The 15,165-nt window shown below is 70.1% G+C and carries 13 protein-coding genes; 6 read left to right on the top strand and 7 right to left on the bottom strand.

Features of this window, described 5'->3' with window-relative positions; all coding sequences use genetic code 11:
- Positions 1–13: 13 nt before the first annotated feature.
- Both ABZ909_RS20655 and ABZ909_RS20650 read right to left on the bottom strand, forming a co-directional pair.
- Positions 14–1,192, bottom strand: coding sequence for an amino acid deaminase/aldolase (locus tag ABZ909_RS20655; RefSeq protein ID WP_357001940.1), 1,179 nt, complete (start codon positions 1,190–1,192; stop codon positions 14–16).
- A 64-nt stretch (positions 1,193–1,256) separates the two neighbouring features.
- Entirely contained in the window at positions 1,257–1,739 is a 483-nt protein-coding gene (locus ABZ909_RS20650; protein WP_357001937.1) for a TetR family transcriptional regulator, read from the bottom strand.
- A 376-nt stretch (positions 1,740–2,115) separates the two neighbouring features.
- On the opposite strand from ABZ909_RS20650, the gene ABZ909_RS20645 reads away from it, so the two are divergent.
- A complete protein-coding gene (locus tag ABZ909_RS20645) occupies positions 2,116–2,850 on the top strand; it encodes a tyrosine-protein phosphatase (protein ID WP_357001934.1) in 735 nt (244 codons plus the stop codon).
- A gap of 121 nt (positions 2,851–2,971) precedes the next feature.
- On the opposite strand, the gene ABZ909_RS20640 is transcribed toward ABZ909_RS20645, so the two are convergent.
- Positions 2,972–4,210 carry an AMP-binding protein gene (locus ABZ909_RS20640; protein WP_357001931.1) on the bottom strand — a complete coding sequence of 413 codons (1,239 nt, stop codon included), beginning with the start codon at positions 4,208–4,210 and terminating at the stop codon, positions 2,972–2,974.
- A 332-nt stretch (positions 4,211–4,542) separates the two neighbouring features.
- Positions 4,543–5,337 carry an enoyl-CoA hydratase/isomerase family protein gene (locus tag ABZ909_RS20635; RefSeq protein ID WP_357001928.1) on the bottom strand — a complete coding sequence of 265 codons (795 nt, stop codon included), beginning with the start codon at positions 5,335–5,337 and terminating at the stop codon, positions 4,543–4,545.
- Positions 5,338–5,549: 212 nt separating this feature from the next.
- Between ABZ909_RS20635 and ABZ909_RS20630 the strand changes: the two genes are divergently transcribed.
- Positions 5,550–6,602, top strand: a complete 1,053-nt coding sequence (locus ABZ909_RS20630; RefSeq protein WP_357001925.1) for a glutathione S-transferase C-terminal domain-containing protein — start codon at positions 5,550–5,552, stop codon at positions 6,600–6,602.
- Here the strand turns inward: ABZ909_RS20630 and ABZ909_RS20625 are convergent.
- Positions 6,578–6,997: a VOC family protein gene (locus tag ABZ909_RS20625; protein ID WP_357001922.1), complete on the bottom strand. Its 420-nt coding sequence runs from the start codon at positions 6,995–6,997 to the stop codon at positions 6,578–6,580. The genes ABZ909_RS20630 and ABZ909_RS20625 overlap by 25 nt on opposite strands.
- A 25-nt stretch (positions 6,998–7,022) precedes the next feature.
- Entirely contained in the window at positions 7,023–7,841 is an 819-nt protein-coding gene (locus ABZ909_RS20620) for a helix-turn-helix domain-containing protein (protein WP_357001919.1), read from the bottom strand.
- Between the two features lie 258 nt (positions 7,842–8,099).
- Here ABZ909_RS20620 and ABZ909_RS20615 point away from each other — a divergent pair, with 258 nt between their 5' ends.
- From ABZ909_RS20615 to ABZ909_RS20605, 3 genes are all read left to right on the top strand, one after another.
- Entirely contained in the window at positions 8,100–8,816 is a 717-nt protein-coding gene (locus tag ABZ909_RS20615; protein ID WP_357002285.1) for a hypothetical protein, read from the top strand.
- The gene (locus ABZ909_RS20610; RefSeq protein WP_357001916.1) at positions 8,813–9,760 is read left to right on the top strand and encodes an ABC transporter ATP-binding protein; all 948 of its coding nucleotides are present in this window, start codon (positions 8,813–8,815) and stop codon (positions 9,758–9,760) included. The genes ABZ909_RS20615 and ABZ909_RS20610 overlap by 4 nt, the downstream gene beginning before the upstream one ends.
- 121 nt (positions 9,761–9,881) lie before the next feature.
- Entirely contained in the window at positions 9,882–10,670 is a 789-nt protein-coding gene (locus ABZ909_RS20605) for an ABC transporter permease (protein WP_357001913.1), read from the top strand.
- Here the strand turns inward: ABZ909_RS20605 and ABZ909_RS20600 are convergent, their stop codons facing one another.
- Entirely contained in the window at positions 10,671–11,204 is a 534-nt protein-coding gene (locus ABZ909_RS20600; RefSeq protein ID WP_357001910.1) for a VOC family protein, read from the bottom strand. It abuts the gene before it with no gap.
- A 218-nt stretch (positions 11,205–11,422) separates the two neighbouring features.
- Between ABZ909_RS20600 and ABZ909_RS20595 the strand changes: the two genes are divergently transcribed.
- Positions 11,423–15,094 carry an ABC transporter ATP-binding protein gene (locus tag ABZ909_RS20595; RefSeq protein WP_357002284.1) on the top strand — a complete coding sequence of 1,224 codons (3,672 nt, stop codon included), beginning with the start codon at positions 11,423–11,425 and terminating at the stop codon, positions 15,092–15,094.
- Positions 15,095–15,165: the final 71 nt, after the last annotated feature.

The raw sequence follows: 15,165 nt of genomic DNA, 5'->3' as shown, positions 1-15,165 counted from the left end.
CCGCTTCCTCGGCTCAGCCGAAGCAGTGCCCCTCACCGCGGTAGGTGGGCACCGTGGTGCGGCTGCCGTCCCCGTCGATCAGATGCACCTCGTTGAAGCGCTCGCACAGTTCGCCCGCCTTGGCGTGCCGGAACCAGACCCGGTCGCCGATCTCCAGGCCGTCGGCGCCCGTGAGCGGGGTCTGCACCTCGCCCGCGCCTTCTGTCCCGATAAGCTTCAATCCCAAGGGCCACACCGGTTTCGGCACTCGCGAGGCCCCGGTGGGCCCGGAAGCGATGTAGCCACCGGAGAAGACGGTGGCGATGCCCGGCGCCGGCCGGCGCAGCACCGGCGTGGCGAAGTACATGGACGGCCGCGGCGCCAGATTGCGGTAGCCGTCGAACAGGGTCGGCAGGTACAGGCCCGAACCCGCGGTAACCTCGGTGACGCCCGGGTCGGTAATGCTGACCTCGATGGACCCGGTGCCGCCGGAGTTGACCAGCTCGAGCCGGCCGACCGTCGACCGCACCGCCTCCAGCACCTCGCGGCGGCGCTTCCCGATCTCCGCCGCGGACGCCCACTTCACCAGGCGCACAGCGAGATTGGTGTCCGGCAGTCCCGCGATCTGAGCCTCGTAGGTCATCGCGCCGACGACCCGGAAACCGCGGGAACGGGTTTCGGCGGCCAGCCGGGCGGCCTGCTCGGGGGTGCGGATGGGCGAACGGCGCACACCGAGGTGCAGCGGGCCCAGGCGCAGCGAGGCGTCCACGTCCAGACACACACGGGGAGCGACCTTTTCGCTGCCGACGGCGTCGCGAATCAGGTCCAGCTGGGCGGTGTCGTCGACCATGAGGGTGATGGAGTCGAGCAGCAGCTGGTCGGAGGCGAGTTCCGCCAGGGCGTGCCGGTCGGCGGTGGGATAGCCGAGCAGTACATCGCGCGCGCCCTCCCGGACCAGCCAGATGGCTTCGCGCAGTGAGTAACCCATGATGCCCGCGAAGCCGCCGGAGGCGGTGAGCTTGGGTCCCAGCACTTCTTCGAGAACCGCGCGGCAGCGGACGGATTTACTGGCCACCCGGATCGGGACGCCGCGGGCGCGGCGCACCAGATCGGCGGCATTGGCGCGTAGGGCGGCCATATCGACCGCGGCGAGCGGAGGTTCGAGGTCTGCGGTGGCCGCGTGCAGCCCGCTGATCGGCGACGAATCGGTCACCAGATCATTCGACCACGAACCTGGTCATGCGTCCAGCATTAAGTTTCGGGGCAGGTCCTGTGCGTCAGGGCAGGTCGACGGCCTTGGTCGACAGGTACGAGACCAGGTCGTCCAACACCACCAGCGAGATCTCGTCGTCACAGTCGGCCAGCCAGCGCAGCACCATGCCCTGGATGACGGCCAGCAGATAGGCGGCGATGGCATCCACCGGCTCCAGCCACTGAGTGCCCGAACGGCGGGCGCAATGGTCCAGGAAGGACGTCACGTCGGCGTCCAACTCTCGGAACATGGCCGAGGCGACCGGGTCCGGGACACAGGTGGCCTGGTTCTCCCAACGCCGCCGCAGCACCGCCAGGGTGGACTCGTAGGCACGGATCTGCCGGTCCGGGGAAGATTTCAAGATCGGCCACAGCGTGCTGAGTCCCGCGTGCAGCAGGATGCGCAGGGCACGATTACCCCTGAAATCGAGCGACCCGGCCGTGGTCTCGATGGCCTCGGTCATGGCCGGACGAACTCCGACCTGGGTGATTTCTCCACTTGCGCTCAACGACGACTCCCTTTGGCGAAAGAACTCGCGCACCTCGCCTGCGCGGCTCGCTCAACGGGTGTTGTAGATCGACAGTGATCTCCGGCTTGTACGCCGACGTACCCGTTCAACGGGTATCGATGTTACGTCTTTTTCTGGCCCGGCAACCAGCTTTGATAGCCCATTCCATACCTCAGGAATGTTTTGTTACCTAATCGGAACAGGCCCGCGACCGGATAGGAATGATCAAATTGAACGATCGCCCGGTAAAGCCGTTGTTGGGACTGGACGGTATTTTATCGGCGGGTGTGCGATGAAACATAGCGGGTGTGCGCGAACCCACAGCGCTCAACTGTTCGACACTCTGGCGTCACCCGCCCACCGATAGCCTGAGCGGGTGACTTCTGCGCGCCACGACCAATTCCTGATCTCCGGCACCTTCAATTTCCGCGATCTCGGCGGCGCCCGCACCGCGGGCGGTTCCACCGTGCGGGACGGAGTGCTACTGCGGTCCGCCCAGCTCAGCCGACTCGACGACACCGGCCTGACCACCCTCGGCAAGCTGGGCGTCACCGACGTCCACGACCTGCGCGGGTTCGCCGAGATCGACCATATCGGCCACGACGTCGTCCCGGACGGCGTGCGCTTGAAGGTCACCCCCTTCGACCCCCGCATGGGCGAGACACCGCCGCACGAAGCGCGCCGCCACAGCAGCGCCTCCGGGCACATGCTCGAGGTCTACCGGCTCTTCCCGGCCCTGCCCGAGGCGCACGTCGCCATCAGGTCACTCGCCGACTCCGTGCTCAGCGGCACCGCGCTGGTGCACTGCGCCGCGGGCAAGGACCGCACCGGCTGGGCCGTGGCCACGCTGCTGCGTGCGGTCGATGTCATCGAAGAGGACATCTACGCCGACTACCTGCTCAGCAATGACGCTGTCCCCACCTTGCGCGCTTTGATGACCGCGGGCACCGACGAGGAACTCTCCGACGATCTGCTCGGCGTCCGCCCCGAGTACCTGGAGTCGGGAACCAGCTCCATGCACGCCATGTACGGCGGCCTCGACGGCTATCTCACCGAGATCGGCATCACCCAGGAGCTGCGCGACGCGCTGCGCGCCCGGTTGCTCGTCTGACCTCTGCGGCGAGCCGCTTGTCCGACCTCTGCGGCGAGCCGCTTGTCCGACATCTGCGGCGGAGCCGCTTGTCCGACCTCCGCGACGGAGCCGCTCATCCGACATCTGCGGCAGAGCGTGATCAGTCCCCGTCCGACCGGCGGACCAGGCCGTTCCGGTCGATGCTGACCTGGTTTCCGGTGTGGAACCAGGAGCCGGTGAAGCGGGACTCGGTGGTCTGCGGGTCGTTCCAGTAGCGGGGACTGACATTCGGCCCGCGGCAGAGCAGCTCGCCGTGGCCGACCGCCGCGAGCGGGCCCCACAGCGCGAGTTCGGTTCCGCCGAAGGCGAATCCGAGCGCGTCCCGGCCCGGGGCGGTGTCGTCCCGGGCCAGCCCGATGCCGGAGGTCTCGGTCGCCCCCCACACCGACCACTGACGGGCCTCCGGGAAGACCGCGCGCAGGGAGTTGGCGACGGATTCGGAGGTGGCGGGATCGGCCGCGGCCAGTTCGGCGCGATGCCCGGCACTGCAGATCTGCCGCACCCGCTCCACCCGCAGTCCGGCCAGCCCGGGCAGCAGGCCGGCGAAGATGCGCGGGGTCGCCGCGACCATGTCGATGCGTTCGGCGACAAGGGCTTCCGGCACCGCGGACCGGTCGGGCGTGAGCACCACGGTGCCGCCGACGGCGAAGGTGGGCAGCAACTGGTCGACGCAGCCGCTGGCGTGCGCGAGCGGCAGCAGCACCAGATTGCGAAGGCCGTCGGTGGGCAGATCCAGCGCGCCGACCACGGAACGGACCGCGGAGAGCAGGTTCTCGTTGGTCAGTTCCACCCCGCGCGGGCCCGCCTGGGAGCAGGGGCTGGTGTAGCTGAGAAGTGCCAGTTCACCGAGGGACGCGCCGTCGTCGATGAAGGCCGCACCGTCGGGCAGCGCGTCGCGGAAGCCTGCCGCGCGGCCGCCGCCGTCGAGCACGAAGTCGGCGCAGGCGTCGTGAATCACGCGGTCCGCCACGGCCTCCGGCAGCCCGTCGTGGACCAGTACCGGCACCGCCCCGCAGAGCAGCGCGCCCAGGAACGCCTGCACCCAGCGGGCGCCGACCGGCATGCGGACCGCGACCCGGTCGCCGTAGCCGATGCCGTGCTCCTGCAGGCCGCCGGCGATGCGGGAAGCCGAGTACCAGAGTTCGCGGTAGGTGAGCCGGGGTCCGCCGATCTCGACCACGGCCTCGCGGGCGGCGAAGGTGTGGACCTGGATGTCGAGGAGTTCGGTGAGCGCGGGCGTGAGGTTGCCGTAGCGCAGGATGCCGTCGGCGGCGCGGGCAAGCGGGTTGTCGCACCAGCCGTTTCGCGTCTGCGGATATTCCACGAGTAACTGCGACATCGTCGTCCCTCCGGGTACCTCGAAGCCCTGCAGGCAAGAGTGACTATATGATGCAGATCACAACGATGGGCGGATTGTCGGCAAACGGATGTCAGGCTTTGACACCACAGAAACAGATCGCCGCCCGGTCAACCCCCCCATTCCCCCAACCGAGCCTGCGGAAGCATCGAATTTGCGGTGTTTTCGCGACAGTCGCATCGGGATTTCCGCCGGGCGGGCTCGTGTCACCCTCAATCCCACACCAGTGCAGGTAGCGGGCTTGACACGCCCGGGCGGCAGCCGACACGCCCGGACGCGCACAGTCGATCGGCCGCGGCACGGCCGGTCGATGCCTACTGGCCTGTGTACGTGGCCTGTCCGGGACCGACCTCCAGGAAGCTGCGCACCGCACCGCGCAGATCCGCGGTGCCGAAAAGTTGCCCGGACACCTCCGGAGTCACCGAATCCGCGTGCGCCACACCGCCGGAGCGCCAGGCCTCGATGATCGCCTTGGTGGCGGTGTGCGCGCGGGTCGGGCCCTCGGCCAGCCGGGCCAGCAGCGCCCGGGCCGCGGTGTCGACATCCTCGTGCACCGCATTGACCACACCCCACTCGGCCATGGTGGCGGCGTCGTAGGTGTCACCGGTCATGACGAACTCGCGGGCGCGGCCCGAACCGGCGCGCTCGGCCAGCCGCTGCGGGCCGCCCATCGACGGGGTCAGGCCGACCACCGTCTCCACCAGACCGAACTTGGCCTTGGGCGCGGCCAGGATGATGTCGCAGGCCAGCGACATCTCGAAAGCCGCGGTCAGGGTCAGCGAGTGCGCGGCGAAGATGACCGGGCAGGGCAGCGCCTCGAGCGGGTGGATGATGCGCGCGAACAGGGTCCGCCACAGCTGCGCGCCCTCCTGCTCCGACAGGCCGTCGAAGACGTGCACGTCGACGCCGCCAGAGACCAGCTTGCCGTCGGCGCGGATCAGCAGCGCGCGGGGCGGATTCGCCGACAGCTCCTCGAGATCCGCGGCCAGCGTGTCCATCAGGGCCTTGTCGAAGAGGTTCAGCGGCGGATTGTCGATGGTGAGGATCGCCGCGTCCGCGCCGCCGTCGGTGACGATGCGCTCCAGGCGAGTGGGCTTCGAGTCAGTCATGACCCCGAATGTATGCGGACGCTTACTTTTGCAAAAGGGTGACCACGAAATCGGCCATGACGGCCGAGTAGATCATCTGTGGTTCGCGGCCGTCTCGATTCTGGACTGCGGCTGGATAGACCTCCGCCTTGGAGCGGGGGAGCGAAGCGGAGGAGGGAAGAATCGAGACCCCGGGGCCGCGAACCCGGCCCGTAGCGAAGCGGAGGGGCAAAATGAACACAGTGACCTCGAAATCCGAGCCGGGGACCTACGTCGAACCGGGCGAATTCAAGCGGGATACGAACTACATCGAGACGCGGATCACCATCGACGGAAGGGACGGGTATCCGGTCGAGCCCGGCCGTTATCGGCTGGTGGCGGCGCGGGCTTGTCCGTGGGCCAATCGCACGCTGATCGTGCGGCGTCTGCTCGGGCTGGAGACGGTGCTATCGCTGGGACTGTGCGGGCCCACCCACGACAGGCGCAGCTGGACCTTCGATCTGGATCCGGGCGAGGTGGATCCCGTGCTGGGTATCCACTTCCTGCAGGACGCCTACTTCAAGCGGTTCCCCGACTATCCGCGCGGCATCACCGTGCCCGCCATCGTGGACGAGCGCACCGGCGCGGTCGTGACCAACGACTACGCGCAGATGACCCTCGACTTCTCCACCGAGTGGGCGGAGTACCACCGGCCCGACGCACCACGGCTGTATCCGGAAGACCTTCGCGCGGAGATAGATTCGGTGAACCGCCGCGTCTACACCGAGGTCAACAACGGCGTGTACCGGTGCGGATTCGCGGGCGGGCAGGATGCCTACGACGCCGCCTACGACCGGCTCTTCACCGCACTCGACTGGCTGTCCGAGCGACTGGCGACGCAGCGGTACCTGGTGGGCGACACCATCACCGAGGCCGACGTGCGGCTGTTCACGACGCTGGCCCGGTTCGATCCGGTCTATCACGGCCACTTCAAATGCAATCGGCAGAAGCTCACCGAGATGCCGGTGCTGTGGGCCTACGCCCGCGACCTGTACCAGACCCCCGGGTTCGGCGACACGATCGACTTCGTGCAGATCAAGCAGCACTACTACATCGTGCACACCGACATCAACCCGACACGGGTGGTGCCCAAGGGGCCCGAGCTCGGCAATTGGCTGACCCCGCACGGCCGGGAAGCCTTGGGCGGCAGGCCCTTCGGGGACGGTACCCCGCCGCCCCCGCCGGTCGAGGCCGAGCGCGTGCCCGCGGGACACGCCCCGGGCTATTCGCCGGCCGCGCCCCGGTAGGTGCCGAAGCTCCAGTAGACGCCTTCGGGATCGCGGCAGGTGAAACCCCGTGACTCGTAATCGGTTTCATCGCGCAGCTGGCGGGTGATGGTGGCGCCCGCGGCCTGCGCCCGGGCGTACAGTGCGTCCGCGTCGTCGATGGCGATGTACACCGATCCGACGCCGGGCGGTTGGCAGTCCAGCGCCATGCCCTCGCGGACGCCGCCGAGCATGATGGCGCCGCCGCCCGGCCAGGCGAGTTCGGCGTGCGCGACGGTGCCGCCCTCGTCGTAGCGGGCGGTGGTCTCGAAGCCGAAGGCCCGCTCCAGGAATGCGATGGCGGCCGGGGCGTCGCGGTAGACCAGGGTCGGCCAGACGACGGTGCCGGTCTTGATGGGGGTTGTCGTTTCGCTCATGGGACTAGCGTCCGACCTCGGCGGCCTACTGGTCTTGGACGAATGGGAACTCCTCGCGTTCCCGCCACACCGATGGCGGCATACCTGCCAGTTCCCGCCACTCGCGAGCCATGTGCGCCTGGTCGTAGTACCCGGCGGCGGCCGCCACCGCGGCGAGCGCGGGCGGGATCGGGTCGCGCAGCAGGCGGTGCGAGCGTTCGAAGCGGGCCACCCGGGCGGCGTCCTTGGGGGTGATGCCGAATTCGGCGCTGAAGCGGCTGCCGAGATGTCTTCGGCTCCAGCCGATCTCGTCGGCCACGGCGGCCACCCGCACCGCCGGGTCGGGGCCCGACAACAGGGTCCAGGCGTGGGTCAGCTCGGCGTCCCAGTGCACCGGATCCACCTGGCGCAGCAGGATTTCATCGATGACAGCGAAGCGCCGCGGCCACGAGGGCGCCGACGACAGCCGCTCCCGCAACTCCGCCGCGCGCGGCCCGAGCACGTCGGCCAGATCCACGATCCACGACCCGAGCGCCGCCGCGGGCATCGCGAACAGCGCCCGGCAGCCCAGCGGCGTCAGGTTCAGCTGCACCCCGTGCTGGAACCCGTTGTGCGCGACCACCGCCGGCCGCACCGTGAGCCCGCTGGCCAGCATGTCCCAGTGACCGCCCGCCTGCTCCGGATGCGAGGACACCGGCACGTGGATGGGCTCATCGATGGTGATGATCACGGTCAGCGCCGACGCGGGCATCCCGACATGCGTACCCGGCGCGAAGCCGTGCAGCAGATAGCCCTCGTACCCGAGGACGTACGCGCGCAACCGCGGGTCGGGCACCCCCGACGCGCCTTCGGACACGCCTGCCACTCGTCCACCGTAGACCGATCACGGACCCGCGTGCAGTGGCGACGTCGAATGCTTCGCGGCCGTCTCGATTCCGGACCGCGGCTGGATAGACCTCCGCCTTGGAGCGGGGAGCGAAGCGGAGCAGGGAAGAGAAGCGGAGCAGGGAAGAATCGAGACCTCGGGGCCGAGAAGCCGCTCGGAGCGGAGCGGAGGGCATATTGGATACAGGTGCCATAGAGTTTCGGTCTGGAGGACCGCACGGAGAAGGGGTTGTCGTCGATGTTCAAGGCCGGGCTCGAAAACGCGGTCGTCTCGCTGCTCGACAACGGGTCCCAGGTACAGGCCCCGGCTGTCACGAAATACGTGGGCAAGCTGCGGGATGCGCATCCGGGTGAGACGCCCGGGCAGATCATCGCGCGCATCGAGAAGCTCTACCTCAATACCGTGACCACCTCCGGCACGGCGGTCGGCGCGACCGCGGCGGTGCCGGGCGTCGGGACGGTGGCGTCGCTGGCGGCCATGAGCGCGGAGACCGCCTTCTTCCTGGAGGCGTCCGCGGTGTTCACCCTGGCGGTGGCGGCCGTGCACGGAGTCGCGCCCGATGACAAGGAGCGCCGCCGCGCCCTGGTGCTGGCCGTGGTGCTCGGCGAGAGCGGCATGGAGATCGTGCAGAAGAGCGTCGGGCACTCGGCCAAGAACTGGGGCGGGCTGCTGGCGGGCAAGATCCCGGGCCTGAGCGCCATGAACGATTCGCTGCTCAAACGGTTCATGATCCAGTTCATCGCCAAACGCGGCGCGCTCATGGTCGGCAAGGTGATTCCGGCCGGAATCGGCGCGGCCATCGGCGGATTCGGCAACCGGGCGATCGGGCGCGGCGTGGTCGACAATGCCCGCAAGGCGTTCGGCGCGCCGCCGCTGACCTGGCCGCAGCCCCTGGTCATCGACGCCGATCCGCTGCCCGCGGTGGAGGCGCCGACCCGGAACCCGCAGCCGTGAGCGCGCGGCCGCTCGCCTTCGCCGCCGGGGGCCTGACCAAGACCTTCGAGAGCGTCACCGCGGTCGAGGATGTGAGCTTCGTGGTGCCCGCCGGCAAGGTGGCCGCCCTGGTGGGCCCGCACGGCGCGGGCAAGTCCACGGTGCTGCGCATGCTGCTCGGGTTGCTCACCCCCACCTCCGGCACCGCCAGCGTGGGCGGACCCGGCTCCGGCGCCCGGGCCGGACGCCAGGTGGTGGGCGCCATGCTGAACCCGCGCGGCCTGCACCCGGCCCGCCGGGTGTTCGCCCAGCTGCGCGTCTACGCCTCCGCCGCAGGCATTTCCGATGCCCGGGCGGCGGAACTGCTGGCGCTGGTGCGGCTCACCGAGGCCGCCGACCAGCGCATCGGCGGCCTGCCGGAGGGCATGCGGACCCGGCTGGCGCTGGCCGTCGCACTGCTCGGCGACCCGCCGCTGCTGGTGCTCGACGATCCGGCCGCCGGGCTCGATGTCGGGGAGACCGCCTGGCTCAACGACTATCTGCGCGGCCACGCCCGCCGCGGCGGTACCGTGCTGCTCACCTCCCGCACGCTCAGCACCGTGCTGCCCATCGCCGACGAGCTCCTCGTGCTGGACCGCGGGCGCATCGCCTACCAGGGCAGCCCGGCCCGGCTACGCCGCAGCCACCCCGACCGGCTGCTGGTGAAGGCCTCCAGCCCGATCGCGCTGGCCACCACCCTGGCCGCGCAGGGCTTCACGGACGCGGTCATGCGGCCCGACGGCCGCCTCGCCATTGCGGAAGCCTCGCTCTCGCAACTGGAATCGGCCGCCTCCACGGCCCGCGTCCAGCTCACCGAGATCACCCCCGAACACATTCATCCCGATCAGGTCCTGGCCGCCCTCACCCACAGCGGGCCTCCGGCCCCCGCGTACCCGGGCCCGGCCACCTACCGGAGCTACCGATGAAGTCGTTGCGCCACAACGATATCCGCGCCATCGCCGGAGACGCGGGCCGGCGGCGGCCCGCCCGCCCGATCGGGGCCGCATGCCTGCGCGAGGTCGATGACCTCCCACGAAAGGATATTCGATGATCCTCACTGTGCCGCCGGTGGTCGCCCGGGCCGCGAATTCCGAAGTGCGGAAGGTGACTTCGGTGCGGTTGAACTGGCTGATCGGCGGCGGGGTCATCGCGGCGGGTGTGATCGCGTTCGTGGCGCTGGGCACCGGCTTCCAGCCCGGCGACGAGCATGCGCAGGGCTTCAGCTCCGGATCCGGCTGGGCGGCACTGCTGACCACCTGGGTACTGGTGCTCACGGTCGCGGCGGCGGCCGCCTTCGGGGCGCTCGGCGCGGGCACCGATTTCCAGGCCGGATCGCTGGCGATGAGCTCGCTGTACACCCCTGACCGCACCCTGCTGCTCGGCGCGAAACTCGCGGTGGCGGGGGCGTTCTCGCTCGGCACCGTGCTGCTGATGGAGGTGCTGGGCGGGGCCGCCATGCGGCTGGCCGGCGGCTCCCGGGTGCCCCTGGACGGCGGCTTCTTCGGCGTGCTGGTCGGGGTGGCGCTGGCAGCGGTGTGCTGGGCGGTGATCGGCACCGCGATCGGTATCGTGCTGCGCTCGCCCACCCGAGCGCTGGCCGCCGTGCTGGGCTGGGCCGTGCTGGAGCCGCTGATCTGGATCACCGCGCGCGCCATCGGATTCGGCGGGCTGGCGGCCATCCTGCCGGTGTCCTCGACGGTCGGGGCGATCAGCGGCGGCCGCTATGCCAAGAGCGCGCTCTTCGCGCCGACCCCGGCCGCCATGGCGCTGCTGGTGCTGTGGAGCGCCGCGTCGGGCGCGGCGGCCTGGTGGATGCTCACCCGCCGCGACCTCTGATCAGGCGCGGCCGGAGAACAACCGCCGCCACACCTCGTGATCGGTGCGCGGGCCGCCGGGAGTGTCCGCACCGTACTTCGCAATGAGACCGGGCAGGTCCAGCGGGAGGCTCGGAGCGGTCATGGCAGCCAGCTCCGCTTCCACCGCGGAGTCGGGAACCAGCCAGCAGACCTCGAATTCGATACCGTCGGGGTCGGCGGCGTAGAGGGCCTTGGTGGAGGCGTGGTCGGAGGCCCCGGTGAGCGCGCCCGCCGCGACCAGGGCGTCGCGCACCCGCTGCAGTTCGCTCAGCGTGTCCACCTCCCAGGCCAGGTGGTAGAGGCCGACGCGGCCGGTGCGGTGCGGGACCGCCGGGTCCGGCGACTGGAACAGGCCCAGGTCGTGGTCGTTGGCCGACCCGGCCGCCTGCAGGAACGCCCCGCCCGGGAAACCGCCGGGCAGGCGACGAAAGCCCAGCACCTCGCTGTAGAAGGCGACCGACCGCTCCACGTCGGAGACGAACAGGACGGCGTGATTGAGACGCTGAATCGGCATGGGGGCGACTCCATTTCGAAGGACCGTGACCGATCCAGCCGACCATGGCGCGCCGCGCCGCACAAGCCACCGTCCCGGCACACTGGACGGGGCGGCACGACGACGGGAACAAAGTGGGGGTGGGGAGACAGTTGTTCTCCGGGATGACTTCGAAGGATGTGGATACCGGGCGCGGCTGGCTGCGCAGGTTGTGGGAACGGTGCGCCGGGCACCCGTGGATGCTGTCCGGGCTGGGGCTGGCCATCGCGCTCGGCGCGGTCGTGGAGGTGACCGGGCCGCTGCTGGCCAAGCGCGCCCTCGACGGCGCGACCGCCGGGAACACCGGCATCATCGCGGCCGTGGCCGTGGCGCTGGGTGTGCTCGCGGTCGGCCGATTCCTCGCCTCCTTCGGGCGGCGCATGCTCGCGGGGCGGCTCGCCCTCGACGTCCAGCACGAACTGCGCGTGGATCTGCTGTCCGCGCTGCAACGGCTGGACGGGCCCGGACAGGACGGGCTGCGCACCGGGCAGGTGATCTCGCGCTCGATCAGCGACCTGACCCTCGTGCAGGGCCTGCTGGCCATGGGTCCCTGGTCCGCGGTGGCGGCACTGCAATTCGTGCTGGCCGCGGGCGTCATGCTGTGGCTCTCGCCGCCGCTGGCCCTGGCCGCGCTGCTGGTGGTGCCGGTGCTGGCGCTGGTGGTCTACCGGGTACGGCCGCGGCTGTACGCGGCCACCTGGTCCGCGCAGCAGCGCGCCGCCGACCTGGCCCAGCACGTCGAGGAGACCGTCACCGGCGTGCGCGTGGTGAAGGGCTTCGGGCAGGAGGCCCGTATGGTCGACGTGCTCGAGCAGCACGGCCGCACGTTGTACGCCGAGCGCATGCGCGCCGCCCATATCGACGCCCGCTTCAGCCCGACCCTGGGATCGATTCCGCAGGCCGGTCTGGTCGCGGTGATCGCGGCGGGCGGGCTGCTCGCCTTCCACGGCAGCATCGGGCTCGGCACCTTCCTGGCCTTCGTCGCGTATGTGTCGACGATGACCAACTCCACCCGGATCGTGTCGTATGTGGTGGTCATGGCGCAGCTGACACGCGCGGCGGCCGAACGCGTGAACCAGGTCATCGACAGCGCGCCCGAACGCATCGATCCGGAGCACCCGGTGGAGGTGCCCGAAGGATCGCTCGGCATCGAAATAGATGATCTCACCTTCGGTTTCGAGCCCGGCCGGCCCGTGCTGCGCGACTTCACGCTGAACATCGCACCCGGCGAGACGGTGGCCGTCATCGGCCCGGCGGGCTCGGGCAAATCCACCCTGAGCCTGCTGCTGCCCCGCTTCTACTCCCCCGGCTCCGGCCGGATCACCCTGTACGGCAAGGACTCCCGCGCCGACATCGCCGACCTGCGCGCCGCCGACCTGCGCTCGGCGGTCGGCGTGGTCTTCGACGAGGCCTTCCTGCTCTCGGACACCATCGCCGCCAATATCGCCCTCGGCCGACCCGAGTCCACCGAGGCGGAGATCCATGCCGCAGCCAAACAGGCTGCGGCCGACGACTTCATCAATGCCCTGCCCGACGGCTACGAGACCGTGGTCGGCGAACGCGGCCTGACCCTCTCCGGCGGTCAGCGCCAGCGCATCGCACTGGCCCGCGCCCTGCTCGCCGACCCGCGCATCCTCGTCCTCGACGACGCCACCTCCGCGGTGGACGCCGTTACCGAGGCCGCCATCTTCGCGTCCCTTCCCACCGATTCCGGACGCACCACCCTCATCCTGGCCCACCGCGAATCCACCCTCTCCCACGCCGACCGCGTGATCCGGCTGCCCGCACCGGAATCCGGCGACGAGCAGGTATCGGTGACCACGGACGCGCGGGACGTGACCGCGGAAACGGCTGCCGGAAGCCAGAATTCGGTCGATCGGGACACACCGGCGGAGGTGCGGCGGGTGCTGGGGAAGCTGCCGCCAGCCACCGAGCGGCCGGGGCTGGACGCGGCCGAGCTGCGCGAGCCCGACCCGGGCTTCCGGCTGAGCCATGCGCTGCGGCTGGTGAAGTGGCTGGTCGCCGGCACCATGGTGCTGCTCGCGCTGAACGCGGTGGTGGGCGTCGGCTTCCCGTCCGTGGTGCGGTACGCGGTGGACTCGGGCGTCGGCAAGCACGACGGCTGGGCGCTGGTGCAGGCCACCGCGATCGGGGCCGTGCTGGTCGGGCTGGGCTGGCTGGTCGCCTCGGCCTCACTGCTGTGGAGCAACCGGGCCGGGGAGCGCGTGCTCTTCGGGCTGCGGGTCCGCAGCTACGCCCACCTGCAGCGACTCGGGCTCGACTTCTACGAGCGAGAGCTGTCCGGCCGCATCATGACCCGGATGACCACCGACATCGACGCCCTGTCCACCTTCATGCAGACCGGTCTGCCGGACGCGCTCGTCGCGCTGCTGACGGTGGCCGGCATCGCGGTGGCACTGCTGGTGATCGACTTCCAGCTGGCGCTGGTCGTGTTCGTGACACTGCCGCCGCTGCTCCTCGCCACCTGGTGGTTCCGCAAGGTCTCCGACTCGGCCTACAGTGCCGCACGCGAGCATTCGGCGACCGTGAACGCCGACTTCGCCGAGAATGTCGCGGGACTTCGGGTGGTGCAGGCCAATCGGCACGAGGCCAGCTCCGCACGCCGGTTCGCCGGGTACTCCGACAATTTCCGGGTCAGCCGGATGCGAGCGCAGCGGGCCATCGCCACCTTCTTCGCCTTCGTCGGCATGTGGGCGGATCTGGCGCTGGCGTCGGTGGTCTTCACCGGGGCGTGGGCGGTCGCGCACGGGTCCACCACGCCGGGCACGCTGGTGGCGTTCGTGCTCTACCTGCAGCTGCTGTTCGGGCCGATCATGCAGCTCTCGCAGCTGTTCGACGGGTATCAGCAGGCACGAGTCGGGTTGCAGCGGATCGGGGAACTGCTGCGCACGCGGTCCTCCATCGCCGCGGATCCCGCGGACGCGGCGCCCATCGACGGGCGGCTGCGCGGGGAGGTCGTCTTCGACAATGTCCGCTTCCAGTACCCGGGCGCGGTGCGGCCCGCGCTCGAGGGCGTCAGCCTGACCATCCCGGCGGGCGGCAGCCTGGCGCTGGTCGGCGAGACCGGCGCGGGCAAGTCGACCATCGTGAAGCTGCTCGCCCGGCTCTACGACATGCCCCGGACAACGGGCGACAACATGCCCAGGACGGCGGGTGAGGGGAATCACGAACTTTCCGCCAGTGTTACGCCGTTCTCCATAGCGGAAATGCATGACAGTGGTCATAATCCGGACAGCTCCGGCACAATTCGCGTGGACGGCGTGGACATTCGCGACTATCGGCTCGCCGAGTTCCGCTCGCGGCTCGGCGTGGTCCCTCAGGAAGCTCACCTGTTCACCGGCGACATCGCCAGCAACATTGCATTTGGCAAACCATTTGCGAGTCCCGAGGAAATCGAGGCGGCCGCCGCCGCGGTCGGGGCGCTGGACACCATCACCGCCCTGCCCCAGGGCATGCGGCAACCGGTCGGGGAACGCGGACGCGGGCTCTCGGCCGGGCAGCGGCAGCTCATCGCCCTGGCCCGCGCCGAACTGGTCCGCCCCGATCTGCTGCTGCTCGACGAGGCCACGGCGGTGCTGGATCCGACCGCCGAGGCATCGGTGCTGGTCGCGAGCGAATCGGTAACCCGCGGCCGCACCTCGGTCATCGTCGCGCACCGGCTGGCGACCGCCGCCCAGGCCGATCGGATCGCCGTCGTGCAGCACGGCCGGATCAGCGAAATCGGCACCCACGACGAACTCCTCGCGGCAACCGGCCCGTACTCCCGCCTGTGGGCTGCGGCGCAGGCGACGGAAGGAATATTCTCGGGCGCGGACGAGTCGTCATCAGAGAATGTGTCCGCTCGGTGGTAGCCATGCCCGACGGCGAACAGGGGTGGGCATATCCTCAGTGGGGGCGCATCGGCGCGCATCCGCCGATTACC

The organism is Nocardia sp. NPDC046763, from assembly GCF_040645495.1.
Taxonomy (GTDB): Bacteria; Actinomycetota; Actinomycetes; order Mycobacteriales; family Mycobacteriaceae; genus Nocardia.
The sequence above is the reverse complement of the archived record's forward strand: the minus strand, read 5'-3'. Positions and strand labels throughout refer to the sequence as shown.

Bases quoted from the DNA above. Each gene is read 5' to 3' on its own strand.
- ABZ909_RS20640 (WP_357001931.1), bottom strand. From the start codon at position 4,210: ATGTCGCAGTTACTCGTGGAATATCCGCAGACGCGAAACGGCTGGTGC.
- ABZ909_RS20635 (WP_357001928.1), bottom strand. From the start codon at position 5,337: ATGACTGACTCGAAGCCCACTCGCCTGGAGCGCATCGTCACCGACGGC.
- ABZ909_RS20630 (WP_357001925.1), top strand. From the start codon at position 5,550: ATGAACACAGTGACCTCGAAATCCGAGCCGGGGACCTACGTCGAACCG.
- ABZ909_RS20625 (WP_357001922.1), bottom strand. From the start codon at position 6,997: ATGAGCGAAACGACAACCCCCATCAAGACCGGCACCGTCGTCTGGCCG.
- ABZ909_RS20615 (WP_357002285.1), top strand. From the start codon at position 8,100: ATGTTCAAGGCCGGGCTCGAAAACGCGGTCGTCTCGCTGCTCGACAAC.
- ABZ909_RS20605 (WP_357001913.1), top strand. From the start codon at position 9,882: ATGATCCTCACTGTGCCGCCGGTGGTCGCCCGGGCCGCGAATTCCGAA.
- ABZ909_RS20600 (WP_357001910.1), bottom strand. From the start codon at position 11,204: ATGCCGATTCAGCGTCTCAATCACGCCGTCCTGTTCGTCTCCGACGTG.
- ABZ909_RS20595 (WP_357002284.1), top strand. From the start codon at position 11,423: ATGCTGTCCGGGCTGGGGCTGGCCATCGCGCTCGGCGCGGTCGTGGAG.